General features: G+C 43.9%; 21 protein-coding genes. 3 read left to right on the top strand and 18 right to left on the bottom strand.

Features of this window, described 5'->3' with window-relative positions; genetic code table 11:
- The first annotated feature begins 84 nt into the window (after positions 1-84).
- The gene (cls, locus tag AB3489_RS05750; RefSeq protein ID WP_019226330.1) at positions 85-1,542 is read left to right on the top strand and encodes a cardiolipin synthase; all 1,458 of its coding nucleotides are present in this window, start codon (positions 85-87) and stop codon (positions 1,540-1,542) included.
- A gap of 95 nt (positions 1,543-1,637) precedes the next feature.
- Here cls and ybaK read toward each other — a convergent pair whose 3' ends face one another.
- The 8 genes from ybaK to AB3489_RS05710 form a co-directional block, all read right to left on the bottom strand.
- Positions 1,638-2,114, bottom strand: coding sequence for a Cys-tRNA(Pro) deacylase (gene ybaK / locus AB3489_RS05745; RefSeq protein ID WP_368294292.1), 477 nt, complete (start codon positions 2,112-2,114; stop codon positions 1,638-1,640).
- A gap of 48 nt (positions 2,115-2,162) precedes the next feature.
- A complete protein-coding gene (locus tag AB3489_RS05740) occupies positions 2,163-2,612 on the bottom strand; it encodes a Fur family transcriptional regulator (RefSeq protein ID WP_368294291.1) in 450 nt (149 codons plus the stop codon).
- Positions 2,613-2,641: 29 nt separating this feature from the next.
- Entirely contained in the window at positions 2,642-2,773 is a 132-nt protein-coding gene (locus tag AB3489_RS05735; RefSeq protein WP_368294290.1) for a hypothetical protein, read from the bottom strand.
- Between the two features lie 120 nt (positions 2,774-2,893).
- Positions 2,894-3,403 (bottom strand): HD domain-containing protein, encoded by a 510-nt coding sequence (locus AB3489_RS05730; RefSeq protein WP_368294289.1) that lies wholly within the window; start codon positions 3,401-3,403, stop codon positions 2,894-2,896.
- Between the two features lie 224 nt (positions 3,404-3,627).
- Complete coding sequence (locus tag AB3489_RS05725) at positions 3,628-4,473, bottom strand: DegV family protein (protein ID WP_368294288.1); 846 nt, start codon at positions 4,471-4,473, stop codon at positions 3,628-3,630.
- Positions 4,474-4,491: 18 nt separating this feature from the next.
- Complete coding sequence (locus AB3489_RS05720) at positions 4,492-4,713, bottom strand: tautomerase family protein (protein ID WP_025205828.1); 222 nt, start codon at positions 4,711-4,713, stop codon at positions 4,492-4,494.
- A 91-nt stretch (positions 4,714-4,804) separates the two neighbouring features.
- Entirely contained in the window at positions 4,805-5,077 is a 273-nt protein-coding gene (locus tag AB3489_RS05715) for a DUF2007 domain-containing protein (RefSeq protein WP_368294287.1), read from the bottom strand.
- Positions 5,078-5,172: 95 nt separating this feature from the next.
- Complete coding sequence (locus AB3489_RS05710; protein ID WP_368294286.1) at positions 5,173-5,910, bottom strand: EcsC family protein; 738 nt, start codon at positions 5,908-5,910, stop codon at positions 5,173-5,175.
- A 131-nt stretch (positions 5,911-6,041) separates the two neighbouring features.
- On the opposite strand from AB3489_RS05710, the gene AB3489_RS05705 reads away from it, so the two are divergent.
- The gene (locus tag AB3489_RS05705) at positions 6,042-7,568 is read left to right on the top strand and encodes an FAD-dependent oxidoreductase (RefSeq protein WP_368294284.1); all 1,527 of its coding nucleotides are present in this window, start codon (positions 6,042-6,044) and stop codon (positions 7,566-7,568) included.
- A 44-nt stretch (positions 7,569-7,612) separates the two neighbouring features.
- On the opposite strand, the gene AB3489_RS05700 is transcribed toward AB3489_RS05705, so the two are convergent.
- The 10 genes from AB3489_RS05700 to nirJ1 form a co-directional block, all read right to left on the bottom strand.
- Entirely contained in the window at positions 7,613-8,410 is a 798-nt protein-coding gene (locus AB3489_RS05700; protein WP_015043082.1) for an inositol monophosphatase family protein, read from the bottom strand.
- A 33-nt stretch (positions 8,411-8,443) separates the two neighbouring features.
- Entirely contained in the window at positions 8,444-9,583 is a 1,140-nt protein-coding gene (locus AB3489_RS05695) for a GGDEF domain-containing protein (RefSeq protein ID WP_368294282.1), read from the bottom strand.
- A 20-nt stretch (positions 9,584-9,603) separates the two neighbouring features.
- Positions 9,604-10,248 carry a class II aldolase/adducin family protein gene (locus AB3489_RS05690; protein WP_368294280.1) on the bottom strand — a complete coding sequence of 215 codons (645 nt, stop codon included), beginning with the start codon at positions 10,246-10,248 and terminating at the stop codon, positions 9,604-9,606.
- Positions 10,249-10,267: 19 nt separating this feature from the next.
- Positions 10,268-11,296 carry a 3-deoxy-7-phosphoheptulonate synthase gene (locus AB3489_RS05685; RefSeq protein ID WP_368294279.1) on the bottom strand — a complete coding sequence of 343 codons (1,029 nt, stop codon included), beginning with the start codon at positions 11,294-11,296 and terminating at the stop codon, positions 10,268-10,270.
- A gap of 187 nt (positions 11,297-11,483) precedes the next feature.
- Positions 11,484-12,650 (bottom strand): Ger(x)C family spore germination protein, encoded by a 1,167-nt coding sequence (locus AB3489_RS05680; protein WP_015043086.1) that lies wholly within the window; start codon positions 12,648-12,650, stop codon positions 11,484-11,486.
- Positions 12,647-13,729, bottom strand: a complete 1,083-nt coding sequence (locus AB3489_RS05675; RefSeq protein WP_015043087.1) for an endospore germination permease — start codon at positions 13,727-13,729, stop codon at positions 12,647-12,649. The genes AB3489_RS05680 and AB3489_RS05675 overlap by 4 nt, the downstream gene beginning before the upstream one ends.
- An 11-nt stretch (positions 13,730-13,740) precedes the next feature.
- The gene (locus AB3489_RS05670; protein ID WP_015043088.1) at positions 13,741-15,402 is read right to left on the bottom strand and encodes a spore germination protein; all 1,662 of its coding nucleotides are present in this window, start codon (positions 15,400-15,402) and stop codon (positions 13,741-13,743) included.
- A gap of 181 nt (positions 15,403-15,583) precedes the next feature.
- Complete coding sequence (locus AB3489_RS05665) at positions 15,584-16,576, bottom strand: Lrp/AsnC family transcriptional regulator (protein WP_015043089.1); 993 nt, start codon at positions 16,574-16,576, stop codon at positions 15,584-15,586.
- Positions 16,577-17,578: a putative heme d1 biosynthesis radical SAM protein NirJ2 gene (gene nirJ2, locus AB3489_RS05660; RefSeq protein WP_015043090.1), complete on the bottom strand. Its 1,002-nt coding sequence runs from the start codon at positions 17,576-17,578 to the stop codon at positions 16,577-16,579.
- Between the two features lie 43 nt (positions 17,579-17,621).
- Positions 17,622-18,809, bottom strand: a complete 1,188-nt coding sequence (nirJ1, locus tag AB3489_RS05655; RefSeq protein WP_026071881.1) for a putative heme d1 biosynthesis radical SAM protein NirJ1 — start codon at positions 18,807-18,809, stop codon at positions 17,622-17,624.
- Between the two features lie 285 nt (positions 18,810-19,094).
- Between nirJ1 and AB3489_RS05650 the strand changes: the two genes are divergently transcribed.
- A complete protein-coding gene (locus AB3489_RS05650) occupies positions 19,095-19,595 on the top strand; it encodes a hypothetical protein (RefSeq protein WP_019226423.1) in 501 nt (166 codons plus the stop codon).
- The last annotated feature ends 35 nt before the right edge of the window (positions 19,596-19,630 follow it).

Here is a 19,630-nt window from a genome sequence, read left to right as displayed (position 1 = left end):
ATTTGCCATTTTACAAAATAATTGCCAGCTTGACATCTTTCTGATATAAAAGAATAAACAGATGTTTTTGAGAGGAACGATATAATGACACTATCCTTTACAGAACTCAGTTCCCACGTTGTTACCGTTTTATATATTATCAATATTTTACTGGCCTGTACCGTTATCTTTTTAGAAAGAAGAAATCCAACCTCCACCTTGGCCTGGATTCTTGTTTTATTTTTGTTCCCCGCCGGTGGAGCAATTCTATATTTTATGTTTTCTCAGAATCTGACGCGCAAAAAAATGTTCCAACTCGGAGCGGAGGAACATTTGAAATATGCTGCGCTTTTAAACAAAGAAATTGAAGATCTTCAGTCTGGAAGATTGACCTTTAATGACCCAGCGATGGAAAACTACAAAGATATGATTCTGCTACATCAGATTCAGAGCCAGGCACTCTTTTCCCAGGACAATAGCGTAGAAATATTTACAAACGGCAGAAAGAAATTCGAAGACCTTTTTCGCACGATCCTCGAAGCCAAAGACCATATTCACGTTCTGTATTTTATTATTAAAAGAGATTCGTTGGGACTGCAATTAATCAAAATTCTGACCGAAAAAGCCAAAGAAGGCCTTGAAGTCAGGCTATTGGTTGATTCCTTCGGTAACAAACTGCGGAAGGATGATTTTCAGCCTCTGATTGATGCCGGTGGAAGTGTCGAAAAATTTTTCCCTTCATTTCTGAGTTATATTAACCTGAGGCTCAATTACAGAAACCACCGTAAACTAGTGATCATTGACGGTCAGATAGGTTATATCGGCGGCTTCAATGTCGGCAATGAATACATCAACCTGAAGAAAAAGATGGGGTATTGGCGTGATACTCACCTCAAAATAACAGGCACCGCCGTTCTCAGTATGCAGACGAGATTCCTGCTGGACTGGAAAGTTGCTTCAGGTGAAAAAATCAAGCATTCGGCGAAGTATTATCCGGAACCAGCAGTTGTCGGAACGAGCGGTATTCAGATCGTCTCCTCCGGCCCGGATTCTCCCCACGAAGAAATCAAGCAGGGTTATATCAAAATGATCAACTCCGCCAAGAAATCTATCTATATTCACACGCCTTATTTTGTACCTGACTCCAGTATCCTCGAAGTTCTGAAAATTGCCGCGCTATCCGGTGTCGACGTAAAAATAATGATCCCGAACAAACCGGATCATATTTTTGTCTACTGGGCAACGTATTCCTTTGTCGGGGAACTGATCAAAGCCGGGGCTAAGATCTATATCTACAATAACGGTTTTCTGCACTCGAAAACCATCGTGGTCGATAAAAAAATAGCTTCTGTCGGTACGGCGAATTTTGACATCAGAAGCTTTCGACTGAATTTTGAAGTCAATGCATTTATTTATGATGTCGGCATTTCGGAAAATCTCTGTAAAATTTATAATGAAGATCTGCTTTTATGTACCGAACTGACGCCCGAGAAATATGCGAAGCGTTCCGGTCTGATCAAGTTTAAAGAGTCCATTTCGCGACTTCTGGCACCGGTACTATAGCGAAGTATAAAGATTTGTTCTTACCAGGATGCTCTTACAGATAATTCTCAATTGAGAAGTTCTAACCGGTTCTAGAAAGTAGAAAGCCGACTGAACTATACAAGGTCAGCCAGTTTGGCATCCGTCAGTTTGACGAGTTCCGCCGTATCAAGTTTCACTTGCATCCCGATTTTTCCCGCACTGATAATGATGTAATCATATTCCGAGGCCATCTCCTCAAGATAGGTCGGAAAATCCCTCTTCATCCCGATAGGGGAACAGCCGCCGTGAATATAGCCCGTGAGCGGCAAAAGTTCTTTAGATTTATGCATCTCAATATTTTTGTCCCCGGCTGCCTCGGCAGCTTTTTTTAAATTCAGCTCGCAATTTCCAGGGATAATGAAAACATTGGTCCCTGTTGTTTTTCCGGTTGTAACAAGCGTTTTAAATACCCGTTCCGGGTCAAATCCCATCTTCCGGGCTACGGATACAGCGTCTATCAGTCCGTCTTCCACTTCATATTCATAGACTTCATGCCGGATCTCTTTTGATTTAAGGATCCTTACGACGTTCGTTTTTTGATTTACTGCCATTATTCTTCATCCATGCCTTATGACATCATAATTTCTTTACGTTAATGATCATTGATCACGTTCGATCTTTGCCAGACATTTTTCGCAATAACCATAAAACTTAACACGGTGGTTAATTACTTTGAATTTATTCTTCTTCATAATATTTTCTTCAATTGTTCCCAGCAAATCTTCCTCGACTTCTTTAATGGCTCCGCACTCCAGACAAATCAAATGGTGGTGCCGGTGTTCCTCGTCATCTTTCACGATATCGTACCTGCGGAATCCATCTTCAAAATCAACACCGTAAATCAGCCCCATCGCTTCCAACAGCGATAGCGTCCTGTAGACGGTAGCAACACCAATTTCGGGAAATCTATTACGGACAAGCTCGAAAATCTCCTGACTGTTCAGGTGCTTTCCCTGATTTTCCGTTACTACCTCAAAAACATACTGTCTTTGGCTGGTAAATTTATAGCCTTTTTCCTTTAAGAGCTGATTTAACTCTTTGACTGTCATAAGAAAACACCCCGTTCTCTTTGTTCTATTCAGATTTTACCATATCTTTCATCAAAAACAACCGTACCGTCGGGCTTTTGTTCAGCAGAGCTTATTTCTGTCCCAAAACAGAAAAACCGGTCAAACCGGTTAACATTCTGAATCTGATGGGTTGATTTCATTCTTCGTCGATCATGGTGATTATTATTAGATTCTTCTATATTTTATTAATTCGATTCTATTTAATTCGATTTTATTGAATACTTTAAAGTTATCAGTATAAATTTTTTAATGTATTCGCGTTAAGCAGATTTTTGAACCAGATGCAGATACAGTTTCAGATAGGCAAAGCAGTATACTCTCGTGGTGTATTCGGTCAGCGCCAGGCTTTTATCTGCGATTGTGGTTACCCAGGCTTCATAACTTCTTGGCAGTCCGACTGGGAACATATGATTGGAAATGATATCCTGTTCTTTTTTGTTCAGTTCAAAGTATTTCTGCGCATTTTTCACCGCGATCTTCGGATGATTGCGTGAATGCCGGTAGCTTTCTGCGAGCAGGTTCTTGTCTTCTCTTTTCTTAAACTTGTATAAGTAGAAGTCGTGAAGAAGTGCCCCTCTGATCGTCGAAATGACATCGAGTCTGAACTTCATGGCAATCTTATAAGACAGGTAAGCAACGTCCAGAGAATGCTCAAAGACTGAGCCATGGTGATGCGGGATCACTTTCATTTTCTGGTATTCATCGTGCTCGATAATGGGTCTGGCTACTGCAAGAAAATAATCATCATACTTTACTAATAATTTTTCCATGATTGCTCCTAACTTTATTAACTAGAACTTATTATATTAGAAACAAACCATGATTTCAATGGTCTTTTGTTACAATTTAATAGCACTTTCGTTACATTTCCGTAAACGTTTTGTCAAAATTGTAATTTCTTTATTATTATTTGGCATTATTATTTGGCATAACGCAATACTATTTTTAAGTAATTACGATTAAGTAGCTGAAAAGCACCATCATTTTTGGCGTTTTATTTTCTGATATAAATCACACCGATTGTCTTTTGGCCGCAGTGACTGGAAATCACGCAGCCTGCATTGGTGATCAGAATTTCTTTATACGGATAAATATCCTGCAACGCGCACTTCAAGTAGACGGCTTCCTCTTCACTTCCCAGGGAGTGGGTGATGAAGATTTGTTTTGAATCTACAGAATCCCGCCTGGCATTCTCAATCAATTTATCCAAGGCCTTTTTCTTTTCTCCGCGCACTTTATCAACGACAAGCATTTTCCCATTTTCTACACCGATGGTCGGCCGGATTTTCAGGACGCTACCCATTAGGTTCTGCAGAACATTACACCTGCCGCCTTTATAAAGGTATTCCAGCGTATCGATCACAAAGCTCACATGGACCTTGGCAACCGAATCCCGGATCTTTGCCGAAATTTCTTCCGCCTGGAGCCCCTGTCGGGCATATTCGGCAGCTGTAATCACCAAAGCTCCTATGCCTGTAGACAGGTTTTGGGAATCAATTACCCAGATTCTTCCCTGTGGAAATTCCGAGGCAGCAAGGGCGGCATTTTGGTAAGATGAGGACATCTGAGCAGAAATGGTGATTACAATAATGTCCTGCCCCTGATCAAAATATTCCCGAAAACATTCTGCATACGCATACGGTGAAGGAGCTGCCGTCTTCGGAAGCAACTTTTTTTCTTCCACAAGCTGAAAAAGCCTTGCCGGAATTAAGTCTATGCCATCCCTGTAGGTTTCTTCTCCAAAATCAACATGCAGCGGAACAACATCAATATCATATTCTTGAAGCAATTCTGCTGAAAGGTCATTGGTACTGTCGGTTATAATCTTAACCTTCCGCATTCACACCACTCCTAAACATTAATAACCCGGCTTTTTATACAACAGACTTTCTTTGGCCAGGATGTCGGTATTATAAACCTCTTCGGTCCACTTTTCCTTGGCTACTTCTTCAAAAGAAACCGAAATATTCTTATCGGGAATTCCCATTATTTCCGTCATCGCCTCGGCCATTTTGTCGGCTAAGGCTATTTTTTGTTCGTCACTTCGGCCGGGCCATAATTTAACGATGATATGCGGCATGATAAACTCCCCCTTTGAAATAAATTGAATAATGATTATCTATCACACTCTAAGTTATAACACAAATCTTAAAACTCGCATAGAATATTTGTTATTCCTGGTCGTCTTGCGTATTTATTGAATTCAGAAGGCCTTCCGCCTTTTCCTTCAGATTTCCCGGGATATAGATTTCCACACCGAAATTGGTCATCCCCATATAGATTCGAAGATAATCCCCGGCTTCATTGTACCTTTTATAGCAGGGAATTTCTTCAGAATCAAGGATAGATTCAATAATATCCGCCTCAATTTCATTCGCGGCTTCAGTGATTAAGATCCATTCTTCAAGTTCAGCGTTACGATCTTGTTCAGCGGGTTCCTTCATTCGTATCCTCCTTTTTTGCGCCAAATTCATATCGGTATATTTTCCGTTATGATTTAATCTATAGCATAATCAAATTGAATTATCGGGTTTTGTAATCAGATCATAGTATCTATCTTATCTTTTAATAATCTCAGACGGTAGCCATTCATAGCCGTATCGCCTAGTTCCCCAAGCAACCGGTAATTCGCTACTGCACCGACAAAAGCTCCGATGACAGGTACCAGCTGCAAAAGCTTGGCGAGATCAATATAATCTCTGTATTCCTGCTGAAAAGTGCGCCAATCAACCGTTTCCATTGAAATCGGATGCCTGTAAATGTATTCATCCCAGTCCAAAATCCTTTGAAAGACCTGCATCCGTTTCTCTCTGCTGGAAAAAGACAGCTGAAACAGATGAAGGATATATAGTCTTTCCCTTAAATCTTTGACATCAAATCCATAAATGCTTGCCATCTCAAATAAGAACTTAATTTTGATGCTTAAGAGCAGAGGAAAATCTGCAAATCCAAGCAAGATACCGCCTGCTCCTGTGCCCGCCCCTTCCAGACTGGCCGTTTTTTTGTAGACGCTGATTTTAGCCAAAGCAAGTCTATCCCGTTCCTTCAGGTCAATATTTTTAAGCGGTTCCCTTGTCGTAAATTCGGATCCTGTCAAAACAGCCCCCACCATATTTTTGATCGCAGCTGTGATGATTTCATGAGCTTTATCCGGAATCAGCCTGTTCGTTCTGTTCTGAATATTTTTTGCTACCCTGTCGGTCAGCGATGCGTTCCTGGTCATTTTTCTCTGCCATTTTTTCAGTTCTGCGAGCACCTTCACATCATATGCTTCCACCGATGTATCTCCTTCGTCGCTTATCATAAGACTATTTTACACGATTGCCGGTTCATTGGATATTTTTATTTCATCTGCTAAAGATAATACCGTAAGATTCAAAGATTATTCACTTTCAGGAGGATAAACCGATGGAAAATTATCCGACAGATTTCCGAAGAGTGCCCCAGTCTTACTGGATGGCTTCGACACCCCGGACCGAGTATCCGGCTCTGAATGAGGATGTTGAAGCCGATATTGCAGTCATTGGCGGCGGAATCGCAGGGATTACTTCTGCTTTTCTTTTAAAAAAGGAAGGCTATAAGGTGGTTGTCCTTGAGGCCGACCGCATTCTTCAAGGGACTACAGGTCATACGACCGCCAAGATTACTTCACAGCATTCCTTAATCTATGCTAAGCTGCAGAAAAAGTTTGGGGAAGAAAAAGCCCGACAGTATGCGCAAGCCAATGAAATTGCCCTACAGTTGATTGCCGGACTGATTCAGGATAACAACATAGACTGCGATTTTGTACGGCAAAGTGCCTATATTTTTACACAGCAGGATCGTTATATTCCGGAAATCATGGAAGAAGCCAAAATCGCTGAGACTTTCGGCATCAAAGCTTCTTTCCTGCGGGAAATTCCTCTCCCGCTCCCGATTAAAGGCGCTGTTCGTTTTGATGACCAGGCTCAGTTTCATCCGCGAAAATATTTGCTCGCACTTGCCAAGGAAATACCTGGAAAGGGAAGTCATATTTTTGAACAAACCAAAGCTGTTGACATTCAGCAAGGCACCCCTTGTTTAGTGCTCACCGATAACGGGCCAAGAATTGCTGCATCAAAGGTTATTATCGCGTCTCATTACCCTTTTTATGAGGCTATGGGTTTATTTTTCACGAGACTCTATCCCGAACGTTCTTATGCTTTAGGTGTCAGAATCAAAGGAGATTATCCCGGAGGCATGTATATTTCTGCTGAAGACCCAACCCGTTCCCTACGTTCTCAACACGACAAGGAAAACAATTTGGTAATTGTTGGCGGCGAACATCACAAGACGGGGCAGGGAGAAGATACCCGCAATCATTACCTAAAACTCAGAGATTTTGCCAGGCAGCTTTTTGAGGTTGAGGATATCCCTTACCGGTGGTCCACACAGGATTATACGACGATGGATGAAGTCCCTTATATCGGTAATCTCACGACCGATACGCCTGATGTCTACGTCGCTACAGGGTTTGGCAAATGGGGAATGACCGCAGGTACGGCCGCCGCTCTTATTTTCCGGGACCTTATCCTGAACGGCTACAGCCCCTGGATGAATGTGTATTCCCCTTCCCGCTTTACGCCGGTCGCCTCAGCCAAAAACTTTGTCCAGGAAAACCTGAACGTCGCCAAACACCTGCTTTCCGGCAAACTGTCATCCGTCCCGGGCATAGCGGAAATTCCCAGAGGCGAAGGCAAAATCATCGAACATGACGGCCAACGAGCAGGTGCTTATCGCGACCAGCAAGGGGCCCTGCATATTGTCGACACGACCTGCACCCATTTGGGATGTGAATTGCAGTGGAATTCAGCTGAAGCATCCTGGGACTGCCCCTGCCATGGATCCCGTTTTACCTACGAGGGTGAGATCATTGACAGTCCTGCGCAAAATAAATTAGAACACATTCAGGAGTGAGGGCAGCAATCCTCTGCTCAAGGGTTTTGAATGGTTCAAAGTCATCAACTGATATCTTGCTGGTCAACCGAAGACATTCCTTGAAATATCTGGCCAACAATATTTTCATTCCCTGCAATCAGGGATATCCCTCTCTTTTTCTCAAGAAGCGCGACTTTCCCGCCTGCTTCCTCAACAAGCAGAATGCCCGCGGCAACATCCCAGGGACTTAGATTCAGTTCCCAATAGCCGTCAATGATTCCTGCGGCCACATTGGCAAGGTCATAGGCTGCGGAGCCGATTCTGCGCATCCCCCTCGATCTAGGCACAAAGTATGCAAAATAGTTCGTATTGTTGTCCGGATTTTCAGACTGGTCATATGGGAAACCAGTAGACAGCAGGCATTCCTTTAACCTGGATTTAGCGGCAACGCTTATTCTTTTGCCGTTCAGGCTGGCTCCCTGACCGACCACCGCTTCAAAAAGCAGATCCAGCATCGGCAAATAAACAACGCCCAGAACCGTTTTTTTCTTATATTGAAGTGCCACCGATACCGCAAAGACCGGCAGACCCTGCGCGTAATTCGTCGTTCCATCCAGCGGATCAATAATCCATAGATAATTCGAATCCTTGTTCTGATGCACCCCGGATTCCTCAGACAGAATACTGTGGCTGGGATATTTATCCTGAATCGCTTTCAGAAAATAATCTTCCGAAAGCTTGTCGACCTCCGTTACCAAATCTACTTCTGTCGACTTCGTTTCGATATAAAGATTCTCCTTGCGGAAGTTTTTTTTCTGAAGATTACCGACTTCTCTTACCCAGGTTTTAACATTACCCAAAATATTTTCAAAGTCTGACATATCTTTCCTCCTATGATGGTCGAATGACCGTGTTCATTCAGTGAGCAATGTTGGCTTGTTTAAATGGACATCGTCACTTTGTACATTGTTTTTACCCATCTCCTTGGCATTCAACAATAGCGTGTCAACACGCTGCACAAAACTGTCCCGTTCTTCTTCCTTGCGCCAAGAATCTACTCCGAAACTGCAGGTTAGATGGCCGGAAGTGAAATCATAGCCTGATATCCTCTTTCTTATTCTTTCTGTTATTTCCACAGCCTCACTCTTATGGGTATTCGGTAGCAGAATAACGAATTCCTCGCCTCCCCAGCGGGCAAAGATATCTGTTTCTCTTATCATTCCTCTGACCAGATCCGTGACCTCCGTCAGAACCTTATCCCCAGTTAAATGTCCAAAGCAATCGTTAATTTTCTTAAAATAGTCAATGTCGAAAATCATAAGTGAAAGATCACAAGGATATCTTTTCGCATAGGAGATCCATTTATCAAGCTCATCATCAAATTTCAACCTGTTATAGATCCCGGTTAACGGATCTCTAATAGACAGTTGGATCAGATCTCTGCCGTTAAGGAAATGGATTCTTTTAAAAAGGTGGGTCCTAAATGAAGCGCTACTGCTCAGGGCCGCCACTAAAAAGATATAAAAAATTACCGCGGAAAAATCCGAAGCATCCATTTGCTCCAAGAAATAGATCGAAGCAGCAAAAAAAGTGACCGCAGTAAATACGGAGACCATGATCATATTGATCCAACGGTTCGGGACTAAACAAACCGCTAAAATAATCGCGATAATACCAAAAGCTTGAATAAAAAAATCCGGAGATTCATATTGGTAAAAGACAAAAATAAATACAACAGACGCCATTACTTCATAAAGCGTAACCCAGAAACACAGCGTTGAATACTTTTTTATGGATTTCATTCTGAAAAAAAATATACCTATCAAGATCAAATAGACGGCTCTTACCAGAAATATCAATTGAAATGCTTTCGGGTTCTTCACAAAATAGAAGTCCGGAATAACAAAAAGGAAATATAGGATTCCCAGAAGAAGTACGATTGGCCGGAGATATTTAAATAAAACAATTAACTCAGACTCTTCGTACTCCTTCTCTAATTTTTTATCTTTAAATTCACCGAAACGGTTTATCATGTTCGTTTGGTTTACCTTCATTGTTTTCCCTCTTTTGTTCTCTACTGTCCGTAATTTTCCGAGATCCACTGCTGAAGCAAATTGGCCTGCCCGGGAGAAATCATTTTTGGCTTTCCAATACTGACTGCATAGCAGGCAATCTTGGCAGCTTCTTCGACAAGCTGCGCATTGGCCAGGGCTTTGTCGAGCGTCGGGCCTACCGTCAACTGGCCATGATTGCTCATCAGTACAGCATTTTGTATGCCAAGAGTCTGGATCGTAGCCTCAGCCAGCTCCTCGGAACCCATCGGGAAAAAAGGGGCCGTTTCAAGTTTTTCACCCAGCACAGCAGCCATTTCGGCCAAGACAAGCGGAAAGGGTTCCTCCACACAGGCCCAGGCTGTCGCAAAGCAGGAATGGGTATGACAAACACCGAGCACATCCGGTCTTTCCTGGTAGGCAAGACAATGCATCCCGCTTTCAATCGAAGGTTTTCGGCTGCCATCGATCACAATCTGCTGCGTATCCATCACAACTATATCTTCCGGTCTGACCACAGAGTAATCCATCCCGCTCGGGGTTATACATACATAGCCTGTTTTCGAGTCCCGCATGCTGAAATTCCCCATGGTCCGCATAATTAACCCGGACTGAAGGGCCTGTCTGGCAATATCAATGACCTGTTTCCTTTGTTCTTCCAAAAGCATGGTTCTTAAACCCCCAAGCTCAAACGTTTTCAGCTATTTTATAAATCAATTCTTCCGTTTTCTCCCATCCCAGACAAGCATCGGTAATGGACTTTCCATAGATATTCGCTCCGATCTCCTGCCTGCCTTCTACCAGATAGCTCTCAATCATCAGCCCTTTAATCATTTTATTCAACAGCGGATCATACGTTCTGCTTGTCAGAACTTCCCGCGCGATCCGAGGCTGTTCATAGAAGCGCTTCATCGAATTGGCATGGTTGGTATCCACAATGATTGTTGGATTGACCAGTTGGAGCCTTTCATATTCGTAGGCGGCATAGATTAAATCTTCATAATGATAATTCGGAATATTTCTGCCGGAGGAATCCACAGCCCCTCTTAGGATAGCATGTGCAAGCGGATTACCGGATGTCTCTATTTCCCAGCCGTTATAGATAAAATGATGCCCTTGCTGAGCGGCATAAATCGAATTCAGCATAACCGTTATGTCCCCGCTCGTCGGGTTTTTCATGCCGACCGGTGTACATACGCCGCTGACGGTTAAGCGGTGCTGCTGATTCTCCACAGAGCGGGCACCAACTGCAATGTAACCCAGCACATCGAGAAGATACGTGTAGTTCTCCGGATAAAGCATTTCATCAGCTGCCGGCATATGGAATTCCGACAGGGCTCGGATATGGAGCTTACGGATGGCTATAATCCCCTCGCATAAATCGGGTTCTTTGCTCGGGTCGGGCTGATGGACCATCCCCTTATAGCCTTCCCCCGTAGTACGGGGCTTGTTGGTATAGATCCGCGGGATTATCAATATCTTATCCTTGACTTTTTCCTGCATGACAGCGAGCTTTCCAATATATTCACATACCGAGTCCTCATTATCCGCCGAACAGGGTCCGATGATCAGAATAAAGCGGTTATCTTTGTTTTCTAGAATATGGCTAATCTGCTCGTCCCTGTCCCGTTTTATTTTTTTTATATGTTCAGGTAAAGGTATCTGTTCAATAATCTCCTCGGCCGTTGGTATTTTTTTAATATATTTCATGTTCATAACTGCATTCTCCTTTTGTATCACTCTTCACTAATAAAGGCCGGTAAAATGGATATGCCAAAATCGTGTGCTTCCATGCCATGATAATATTGACTATATTAGGAATTATAGTACATTCTGATCCTTTTTAACATCCATTAATTTGCATGGAAATCTTCAAGGCCCTTTTGAATATGCTGGAATGTCCCTAGTCCTTGAGATTAAAGGATTGCTTTAATGCCCATTCCGCTACAATCTTTGCCTGAACTTCTACTTCAATCTCCGCTTCCCGGAAGGCCTTCCGCCAGTCAGTCTCGACTTCTTTCCAGGCTGACGGCTCATGACGGTGCAATTGCTGCATTAAACCCAAAAAATCCGAGTCATACAACCTGGCTTTTGAAATGCTCTTTAACGCCACCTCTTTGATGCTTTCTGCAGCGGCTGCTTCCATTTGCTTGACATTTTTCGTGGAGATTTGGATATTAGCGTTTTCAGGAATTGTCCCGGAAGTTTGGATTAATATATGAAAGACTGGTTTTCCATCAACCATTTTTGCTTTGACTTTATGCTTGGAGGCCCCCATTTGGTAACTGATCATCTGGGAGCCATATTCAAACTTAAACGTCATTAGGCTGTCTTTAGAATCATGCGTCAGAAGCAAGTATCCTGTAGACTCCTCCCTGTCCAACCAGCCAACAAGTTTGTCGCTTCGAAATACACCCAAGCCTTCAATCATAATACTATCGCTTTTTACATCATTCCATTTAATCTGCGGCAGCACCGGATCTCGGTCTGGGCTAAGAAGCCATTGACAAAATTCCAGAAAGGTAACCCCTCTTGAAACTCCCGTGCGAAGCGCAATCTCCTGCTGTTTTTTTATCTGCTTAAAAAGATTCGAAACAAGTGCCGGCTTGGCCTGAAGAAAAGGCCCAGCATTTCCTTTGGTCACAAATAAAAATTGATTGGGTCTACCTTCAGGAAAACGCAGAAAGTTTTCCACCACCTTGGCCGTCACTGTCTTAGCCAAATTTTCCCCAAAAATGGTAAATATTACATGGCTACTGGTCTGCAAACGCGGAAGCTGTTTATTTATAGCCGCTATGCTTTCCATAAGTGTTTCAGCTTCCCCTTTATACACCAGATCCGTAGATTTGCTGGAAGACGCACCACCGTCTGAATTACTGGAGCTTGGCGGACTAATGATTACCCATTGACCCTCATACTTTTCCTGACCTTTTTCAGACAAGTAATCGATCGCCCCGCCAGTCATCATAGCCAAATCCTCAACCTCATTTCTACTCCAACAGCCTGTAAGGAAAAGCAAACTCAGCATCAAAAGAATCATCCGGGCATATCTTTTTGCTTTTGATGTCACTGCATACAGCCCCCTTTTTTCTTTCTGATTAATGTAATAGCAAGCAACAGTAACGGCAGTACAACTTCAAATAACAAAGATATGGACGGCCAGCATTTTGTCAGGAATTCCAGTAGCGCCATGGTGTTTGGTACAAGAAACGTTGCCCCTGAGAATACGATGATCATCACTGAAGCGGCAATAATTTTCGGATGCTTTCTACCGACTGACTGTCTGGCTGCAAGAATCGTTACATAAAAAAGCAGAGAGGATTTGACCATGATCCCGGTCAGCCATAACGGCAATACCAATAATTCTATACGTTGAATGTAATTCCCGTATTCAATTGTTTTCACAGTAGACCATATCGGGAAAATCATTTGACCGGTCACATCTGCCCCTAAGACAGTAAGTACAACCAGCGATCCGAAAGTCAACAAAAGCATTGTGCTGATAACCGCGTAGGATGCCTTCTTCAGCACTTCCTGAGGTTTGTTTATCAGAGGGATTAACATCAGCAATACGGCAATTTCGCCATACCATTGAACCGGTATCCATATATTCTGCATCACCGGACTGATCCCGTCTTCCAAAATAGGAAGCAGACTGCTTGGATCTGCTTTCGGAATCGCCAAGATACAGGCCATTAGATAAGCAAATACAAATAGAGGCAGGATGAATTGGTTCATCCGCGCAATCACTTCAATCCCTTTTTGCGCAGAATACCAGCAAATAAGTACAAATACCAAATTGATAGGAATGCCCGGCGTTCCAAATAAAGCGGATACGGTTAAAAATTCCGAAGTTTCCCTAACGACGAGGATATTTAAGACAATAAAAAATAGGATATAGGAAACAGCCAGCGCCTTGCCTCCGATTTTTCCTACAATGAGCGGCAGATATTCTGCTATTGTGAGTCCCGGGAATCGCTGTGCCAGCTTGGCCGAAATGAACAATACGCCAAAAGCAAATATCCCTGCTCCCAGGCTCGCGAACCAGGCATCTTGTTTGGCTGTCAGTGCGGTTAATCCCGGAATAAATAGGATCGCGGTTGAGGTCATCATAATAAACAGCAACATTGCTATTTGCGTTCCGGACATCCGTTCCTTGCTTATTTGTTATCCCCCCTCTTTTTAGGTTTATGCTTTATGTGACCAACATTGCCCCGCAGAGATTTCTTGCCTCCGAAGAACCTGGGTCTCGTAGACATCGCCCACCAAGGGGCCCGGATTAAGGTATCTTTCAGATCACGCAGTGTCAGCGGAGCGATGGGTGACAGATAAGGTACCCCGAAAGAACGCAGACTGCAAAGATGGGTAAGCAAAATCATCAGCCCAAAGATAATTCCCACAATTCCAAAAACACTGGCCATGATAATTAAGCCAAAACGAATGATCCGGATGCTTGTCCCGACATTGTAATCCGGGAATGTAAACGAAGCAACCGCTGTCAAACCGACAACCACCACTGAAGTCGGACTGACAATCCCGGCATCGACTGCGGCCTGCCCGATCACCAAACCGCCTACTGTACTGATCGCCTGCCCAACTGTCCTAGGCAAACGTACCCCGGCTTCCCGTAGAAGCTCAAAAACAAGTTCCATCAAAAATATTTCCAAAGAAATTGGCAGAGGCAGATTTTCTCTTGCTCCGGCTACCGTATTCAAAAGAGATATTGGAATAAGCGACTGATTGACTGAAAATACCGCAACTGTAACTGCCGGAACCAGTAGTGTAATATTGATGGCCATAAAACGGCCTAATCGCGCAAAAGAGGCAAACAAAGCGCTATAATAGTAATCTTCTGAGGCCTGTATCAAGGTCACAAAAGTGCATGGAATAATTAAAGCAGAAGGTGAATTGTCAACCATAATGGCAATTCTGCCTTCAAACAGCGAAGCGGCGGTCCTGTCCGGCCGTTCCGTATACTGTACAAGTGGGAACAGACTGATTGGTTCATCAGAGATAAATTCTTCAAGATAACTGCTGTCTAAAATATTATCGATCGTGATCCTCTCAATACGCGATTTGACTTCAGCTACAATCTTTTCGTTTGCTACCCCCTGAATATAGCAAATATTAACCTTCGTTTTGGATAACGTTCCGACCGTTATACTCTCAGCCTTCAGTAGGCTGGTCCGGATGCGGCGTCGGAGAAGGCTTATGTTTGTTCCCAGATTTTCCACGAAACCGTCCCTCGGTCCGTGAATGTTCGGTTCAGTCGTCGGCTCATTAATCTGTCTGATGTTATAGCCCTGGACAGAAGCTTTAATGCCAATCGGATACCCGTCTATAATCAGAACGAGATTGTCCTCCAGTACTGCGTCAGCTGCTTCGGAGATCAGAGACAACGTATCGGCTTTGTAATTGGTTAGCAGATGTTGAAGTATGATACCGGGCATATCACCGACATTTGTTTTGAGATTCGTGTCCGTATAAACGGCTGTGTTCGTATTAAGATCTGCTTTTGTGTGAAGATTTTCTGTCCTTGCAGAAACCTCCAGCATGATCGGCTTTAAAATTGCATCATTAATAATTTCGGGCTTACACAGGCTGTCTGAGTAGACAATAAACGCTTTGATTTTTTTGGTAGAGTGCAGCTGAAATTCTCTGAAAGAAATATCCGAACATTTTTCAAAAATCTGCTGCATGGCTTGCAGGTTATGCTCAATTACGCTTGACAGAGGCTTCCCGGCTTGGGACCGTTCATCAAGCAAAGGTTTTTCTTTTCCTATGTTCTTACTGCGTATTTTAGTGATAAGCTGGTCAAGCATCTCGGCATTACCATCCAAATTTATTCTATCATGCTTATTTTGTGTATTAATTCAGTTTTTACTCTAATCTGAAGAAAGATACCAGCAGACAATCACCGGAACAGATAAATCAATAAAGCATAAGGAACAAGGGCGTAACAGAACTTAAGTCCCGTTACGCCCTTGCCAAAAATGCGTTATTTTACTCTTCTTCCCTGAAATATTCCATGCTTGTCTTTTTCAATTCAGCATGACTGAATAGCATCTCATACTGTCGTATGTCTGTAACCTTAGAAATTCTCTCCATTGTTTTCCTGCACTCCGACGGCGAATGCCCATGAATCATGGTAAATAGATTATACGGCCAATCCGGAAGTTCAGGGCGTTGGTAGCAATGGCTTACTTCCTTAAAGGCGGCCATGATGTGACCGGTTTCTTCAACCTGCGCTTCTGGAACAACCCATACCCCCATCGCATTTGAAGTAAATCCAGCTTTCCGGTGATACAGGATGGCACCAAAACGTCGCAGCACCCCGTCATGCTTATAGTCCTGGATTCTTGCTCGGACACTTTCTTCTGACCATCCCAGTCTGGAAGCTGCCTCAGAGAAAGGACAAAGCGACAAAGTCAAATCACCCTGCAAAATGCGGATTAAGGCCTTATCCCCCTCCCCTGCCTGAAAAGCAGGCTGCCCTTCCGGAGACGAATAGCCGGCATTCGCAATGGGCAGCTTATTATTTGTACGCTTTTCCAGGTCAAACAGCACGCCAATCTTGAACAACCTGATAGCGGGAAGGCTGTAAACTTCAGGACTTCCCAAAATATTCTTTGCCTGTTCTAAAATCTGCATCAGCCCGGCCTGCGACCGGGAGATGACCGTAAACCACATATTGTAACGATGATCCCGCAAATAATTATGCGTAACTCCGGGGATTTCCATTAAAAAATCCGCAAGAACGGATATTTTTTCTTCCGGAACCTTAGCCGCGCAAAGCGTGCTGAAATACCCAAGACGACGAGAATCAAAGACTCCGCCTATCCGCCGGATCATTCCTTTCTGCCGGAACTGGTTAACCCGCTGCCATGTTTCTTCTTCATTTAGCCCCAGCATTTCTCCCAAAACCTGATAAGGACGTTCCTCAACCGGGAAGGCCGCCTGGATTCTGGTCAGCAAAATCCGGTCCTTTGTCTCCATTTAGCAACTGACCCCCTTGCGTCCGTGGTATAAACACCAGGGCTCTTCAGCCATGTAGTCACCGTTTTCATAAAAAGCAGCACGAGCCCGGCAGCCTCCGCAAACTTTTTTATACCCGCAGCTGCCACACCCACCTTTATACGCCAGCGTGCGCAGTTCTTGCAAAACCGGATTGCTGCGCCATATTTCATCAAAAGGTGTGTCCCGGACATCACCGAGAGGCAGATTCAAATATGCACAGGGCTGTACCTGACCCTTCGGACTGATAATGCAATATGCTGTTCCAGCCAAACAGCCGCGGCTGAACCGGGTGTTTACCCCCATCTGTTTGGCAATTCGCATAAACTGCGGTGCACAGGTTGGTTTCAGTTCAATATCAACGGTTTGCTGCTTCTTCATGATCCTGGTCAGCACTTCTTCGTAAGCTTCCGCCCTTAAAGACTCTTCTTCTATAGACACTGCCCGGCCTGTCGGCACCAGAAAGAAAAAATGGTGCGCCACTGCTCCCTCCCGGACCGCAAAATCCGTAAGTGTTTCCAGTTCATGTGCATTCCAGTCCATCACTGTTGTATGCACCTGGAAAGGAAGCCCCACTGCCTTGCAATTGCGCATACCTTGCACAGCCTGGTTCCAGGCTCCGTCATAGCGACGGAAATCATCCTGCTTTTTTCGATCCATTGAATCAAGGGAAATTCCCATCCCCATGGCGCCGGCTTTTTTAAGCTTTGCGGCAAGATCTTCCGTCAACAAAGAACCATTGGTTCCGAAGACAGGCCGTAAACCAAGGTCTTTGGCATAGGCGACTAGTTCAACAATATCTGGGCGCATGAGTGGTTCACCGCCGCTAAAAATCATTATCTTAAACCCTGCTTTGGCGATTTGTTCCAGCAGCGTCCTGGCCTCAGCCGTGTTGAGTTCCTCCTCGGCCCTGCATCCGGCATCGCGGTAACAGTGATCACAATACATGTTGCAGGCATTTGTCGTATTCCAAGAGACAATCATATCTTTCTTCCTTTCCTAGTACAGAGATTAACAAAGCTAAACCTCAACCATTAATCGTTTTTATTCCGATCTCTTTATCCGTTAAGTAACAGGCAGGATCAGATTCCCAAAAATCGCCTGTCACAGCCTCTGCCCTGGTGCGGAAATTGCCGTTGCAGAAATCTAAATACCGGCACTCGGCACATCGCCCTTTGAGAAGCGGTTTACGGTCTTTCAAACCTGCCAGCACTGGTTGGCTTAAGTCAGTCCAGATATCTCCGAACTTTCTCTCTCGGACATTGCCAAACGAGATATGCTGCGTAAACTGATCTGGATGTACATTCCCTGAAGGATCAACCTCTCCAAACGCAATCCCAGAACGATTTCCGCCATTGCAGCCGATGAGTGTCTTTATTTTCTCCGCTCTGGCCGGATCTTCACATAAAGCCCGCAAATAGAGATAAACACCGTCGGCGTGATTATCAACTGTCAGGATTTCCTTGTGCAGTCCGCGTTTTTCAAAGTCCCTTGTTCTGCGGATAATGGTATCGAGCGCCTGTCTCGACTCTTCGGGAGTAATATCATCAGCGACCATTTGCTTGCCCCGTCCGGAGTATACCAAATGATAAAAACAAACACGGTCAATTTTTTCTGCTTCAATAAAATCAAAGATACGATCCAGTTCCTCATAATTATGACGGTTAATCGTAAAGCGCAGACCAACGCGCTGACCCGCCTCCACACAGTTCCGGATTCCTCCCATAGCAGCCGCAAAAGCTCCTTCTCTGCCCCTAAACTTGTCATTCACCGCTCTCAGACCGTCAAGAGATACCCCAACATAACCTACACCAATTTCTTTGATGTGCCGGGCAGCTTCCGGTGTTATCAACGTACCGTTCGTAGATAAAGTTGGTCTGATTCCTTTCTGAGCAGTATAGGCGGCAAGTTCAAAAAAATCGGGCCGCATCAAAGGCTCTCCGCCTGAAAAGAGCAGGACAGGAACGTGAAACTCCGCTAAATCATCAATAAACCTCCTCGCTTCTTCCGTTGTCAGTTCTCCGTTATATTTCTGCGAATCTGAGTCCATATAACAATGGACGCACTGCAAATTGCAGGTTCGCGTCGAATTCCAAACAACGACCGGTCCTGAACTACCTGTTGCTCCGTTTTTAGCCCCATGAGCATGCCTGCTATAACGCAGGGAATCCCCGAAATATTCCGCATCAAATAGCAGCCTCGTAACACTAATCATCATTATGCCCCCAATTATCTTCAATTAAATTTAACCTTTACGTATAAATGCTGCCTGAATCTTCCCAATTGGAAATCCCCTCATAGTCAATGTTTTGAAACAATGAGGATGCTTGGCTCTTCGTACAATTATACAGTATAAAATCAAAAATGAATAATGTAAACCCTACATTAATATAATTCTAAGAATTAATGTCTATATTACCAGTAGGAACCTTTTTCAAATAAATAAAGGTCTGCAAAACAATTAACGCCGTGACAGGCAAAAAAAGGAGAAATATCTTTTATGAAACAACAAAAGAAATCCCAGGCAAGAAAAAAGCTCCCCAGAAGTTCGATTTTCATGTATATCGCATCTGCTTTTATTGCTGTTATCGCTGTTGCACTTTTAGTCAATAATATTTTGTATTTCAACAACACCATTTCGCAGTATATCACGCAAGGCTATCCATATGAAATGGTCGCCAAGGAATTGGTTCCCGGTCAACTGCTCCCTGGAATCTTCCAGCCGCTTAGCATCCTTGGCATTGCCGTAGTCCTGTATGGTGCAGGTCTCATCAATCAAAAAATCACCGGATACTTCCGTTCATGTTCCAACAGTGAAACCGTGGTCCATGCTGAACCCGCAGTGGTAAATACAAACACCGTTAATACCGCAGCTGAAGATATCGTATCTGAGGACCCGGCTGAATCCCCTGCTGCAGTGCCCGAGCAAATTGAATCTCAAACTGTAGAAGTGCAAGACGCTCAAGACAGCACTGACAACAAGGACAGCACGGATAAATAAAATCTCACACAAAAAAAGAATCGTAATAAGACAAG

It is taken from the genome of Dehalobacter sp. TBBPA1 (assembly GCF_040931655.1).
In the GTDB taxonomy this organism is placed as follows: domain Bacteria; phylum Bacillota; class Desulfitobacteriia; order Desulfitobacteriales; family Syntrophobotulaceae; genus Dehalobacter; species Dehalobacter restrictus.
The sequence above is the reverse complement of the archived record's forward strand: the minus strand, read 5'-3'. Positions and strand labels throughout refer to the sequence as shown.

Coding starts and splice junctions, on each gene's coding strand:
- nirJ1 (WP_026071881.1), bottom strand. CDS start 18,809: ATGATTAGTGTTACGAGGCTGCTATTTGATGCGGAATATTTCGGGGAT.
- AB3489_RS05725 (WP_368294288.1), bottom strand. CDS start 4,473: ATGCGGAAGGTTAAGATTATAACCGACAGTACCAATGACCTTTCAGCA.
- AB3489_RS05690 (WP_368294280.1), bottom strand. CDS start 10,248: ATGCTTTTGGAAGAACAAAGGAAACAGGTCATTGATATTGCCAGACAG.
- AB3489_RS05670 (WP_015043088.1), bottom strand. CDS start 15,402: ATGCTTGACCAGCTTATCACTAAAATACGCAGTAAGAACATAGGAAAA.
- nirJ2 (WP_015043090.1), bottom strand. CDS start 17,578: ATGATTGTCTCTTGGAATACGACAAATGCCTGCAACATGTATTGTGAT.
- AB3489_RS05705 (WP_368294284.1), top strand. CDS start 6,042: ATGGAAAATTATCCGACAGATTTCCGAAGAGTGCCCCAGTCTTACTGG.
- AB3489_RS05720 (WP_025205828.1), bottom strand. CDS start 4,713: ATGCCGCATATCATCGTTAAATTATGGCCCGGCCGAAGTGACGAACAA.
- AB3489_RS05695 (WP_368294282.1), bottom strand. CDS start 9,583: ATGAAGGTAAACCAAACGAACATGATAAACCGTTTCGGTGAATTTAAA.
- AB3489_RS05665 (WP_015043089.1), bottom strand. CDS start 16,576: ATGGAGACAAAGGACCGGATTTTGCTGACCAGAATCCAGGCGGCCTTC.
- AB3489_RS05700 (WP_015043082.1), bottom strand. CDS start 8,410: ATGTCAGACTTTGAAAATATTTTGGGTAATGTTAAAACCTGGGTAAGA.
- AB3489_RS05685 (WP_368294279.1), bottom strand. CDS start 11,296: ATGAACATGAAATATATTAAAAAAATACCAACGGCCGAGGAGATTATT.
- AB3489_RS05730 (WP_368294289.1), bottom strand. CDS start 3,403: ATGGAAAAATTATTAGTAAAGTATGATGATTATTTTCTTGCAGTAGCC.
- AB3489_RS05675 (WP_015043087.1), bottom strand. CDS start 13,729: ATGTCCGGAACGCAAATAGCAATGTTGCTGTTTATTATGATGACCTCA.
- AB3489_RS05735 (WP_368294290.1), bottom strand. CDS start 2,773: ATGAAATCAACCCATCAGATTCAGAATGTTAACCGGTTTGACCGGTTT.
- AB3489_RS05650 (WP_019226423.1), top strand. CDS start 19,095: ATGAAACAACAAAAGAAATCCCAGGCAAGAAAAAAGCTCCCCAGAAGT.
- cls (WP_019226330.1), top strand. CDS start 85: ATGACACTATCCTTTACAGAACTCAGTTCCCACGTTGTTACCGTTTTA.
- AB3489_RS05740 (WP_368294291.1), bottom strand. CDS start 2,612: ATGACAGTCAAAGAGTTAAATCAGCTCTTAAAGGAAAAAGGCTATAAA.
- ybaK (WP_368294292.1), bottom strand. CDS start 2,114: ATGGCAGTAAATCAAAAAACGAACGTCGTAAGGATCCTTAAATCAAAA.
- AB3489_RS05715 (WP_368294287.1), bottom strand. CDS start 5,077: ATGAAGGAACCCGCTGAACAAGATCGTAACGCTGAACTTGAAGAATGG.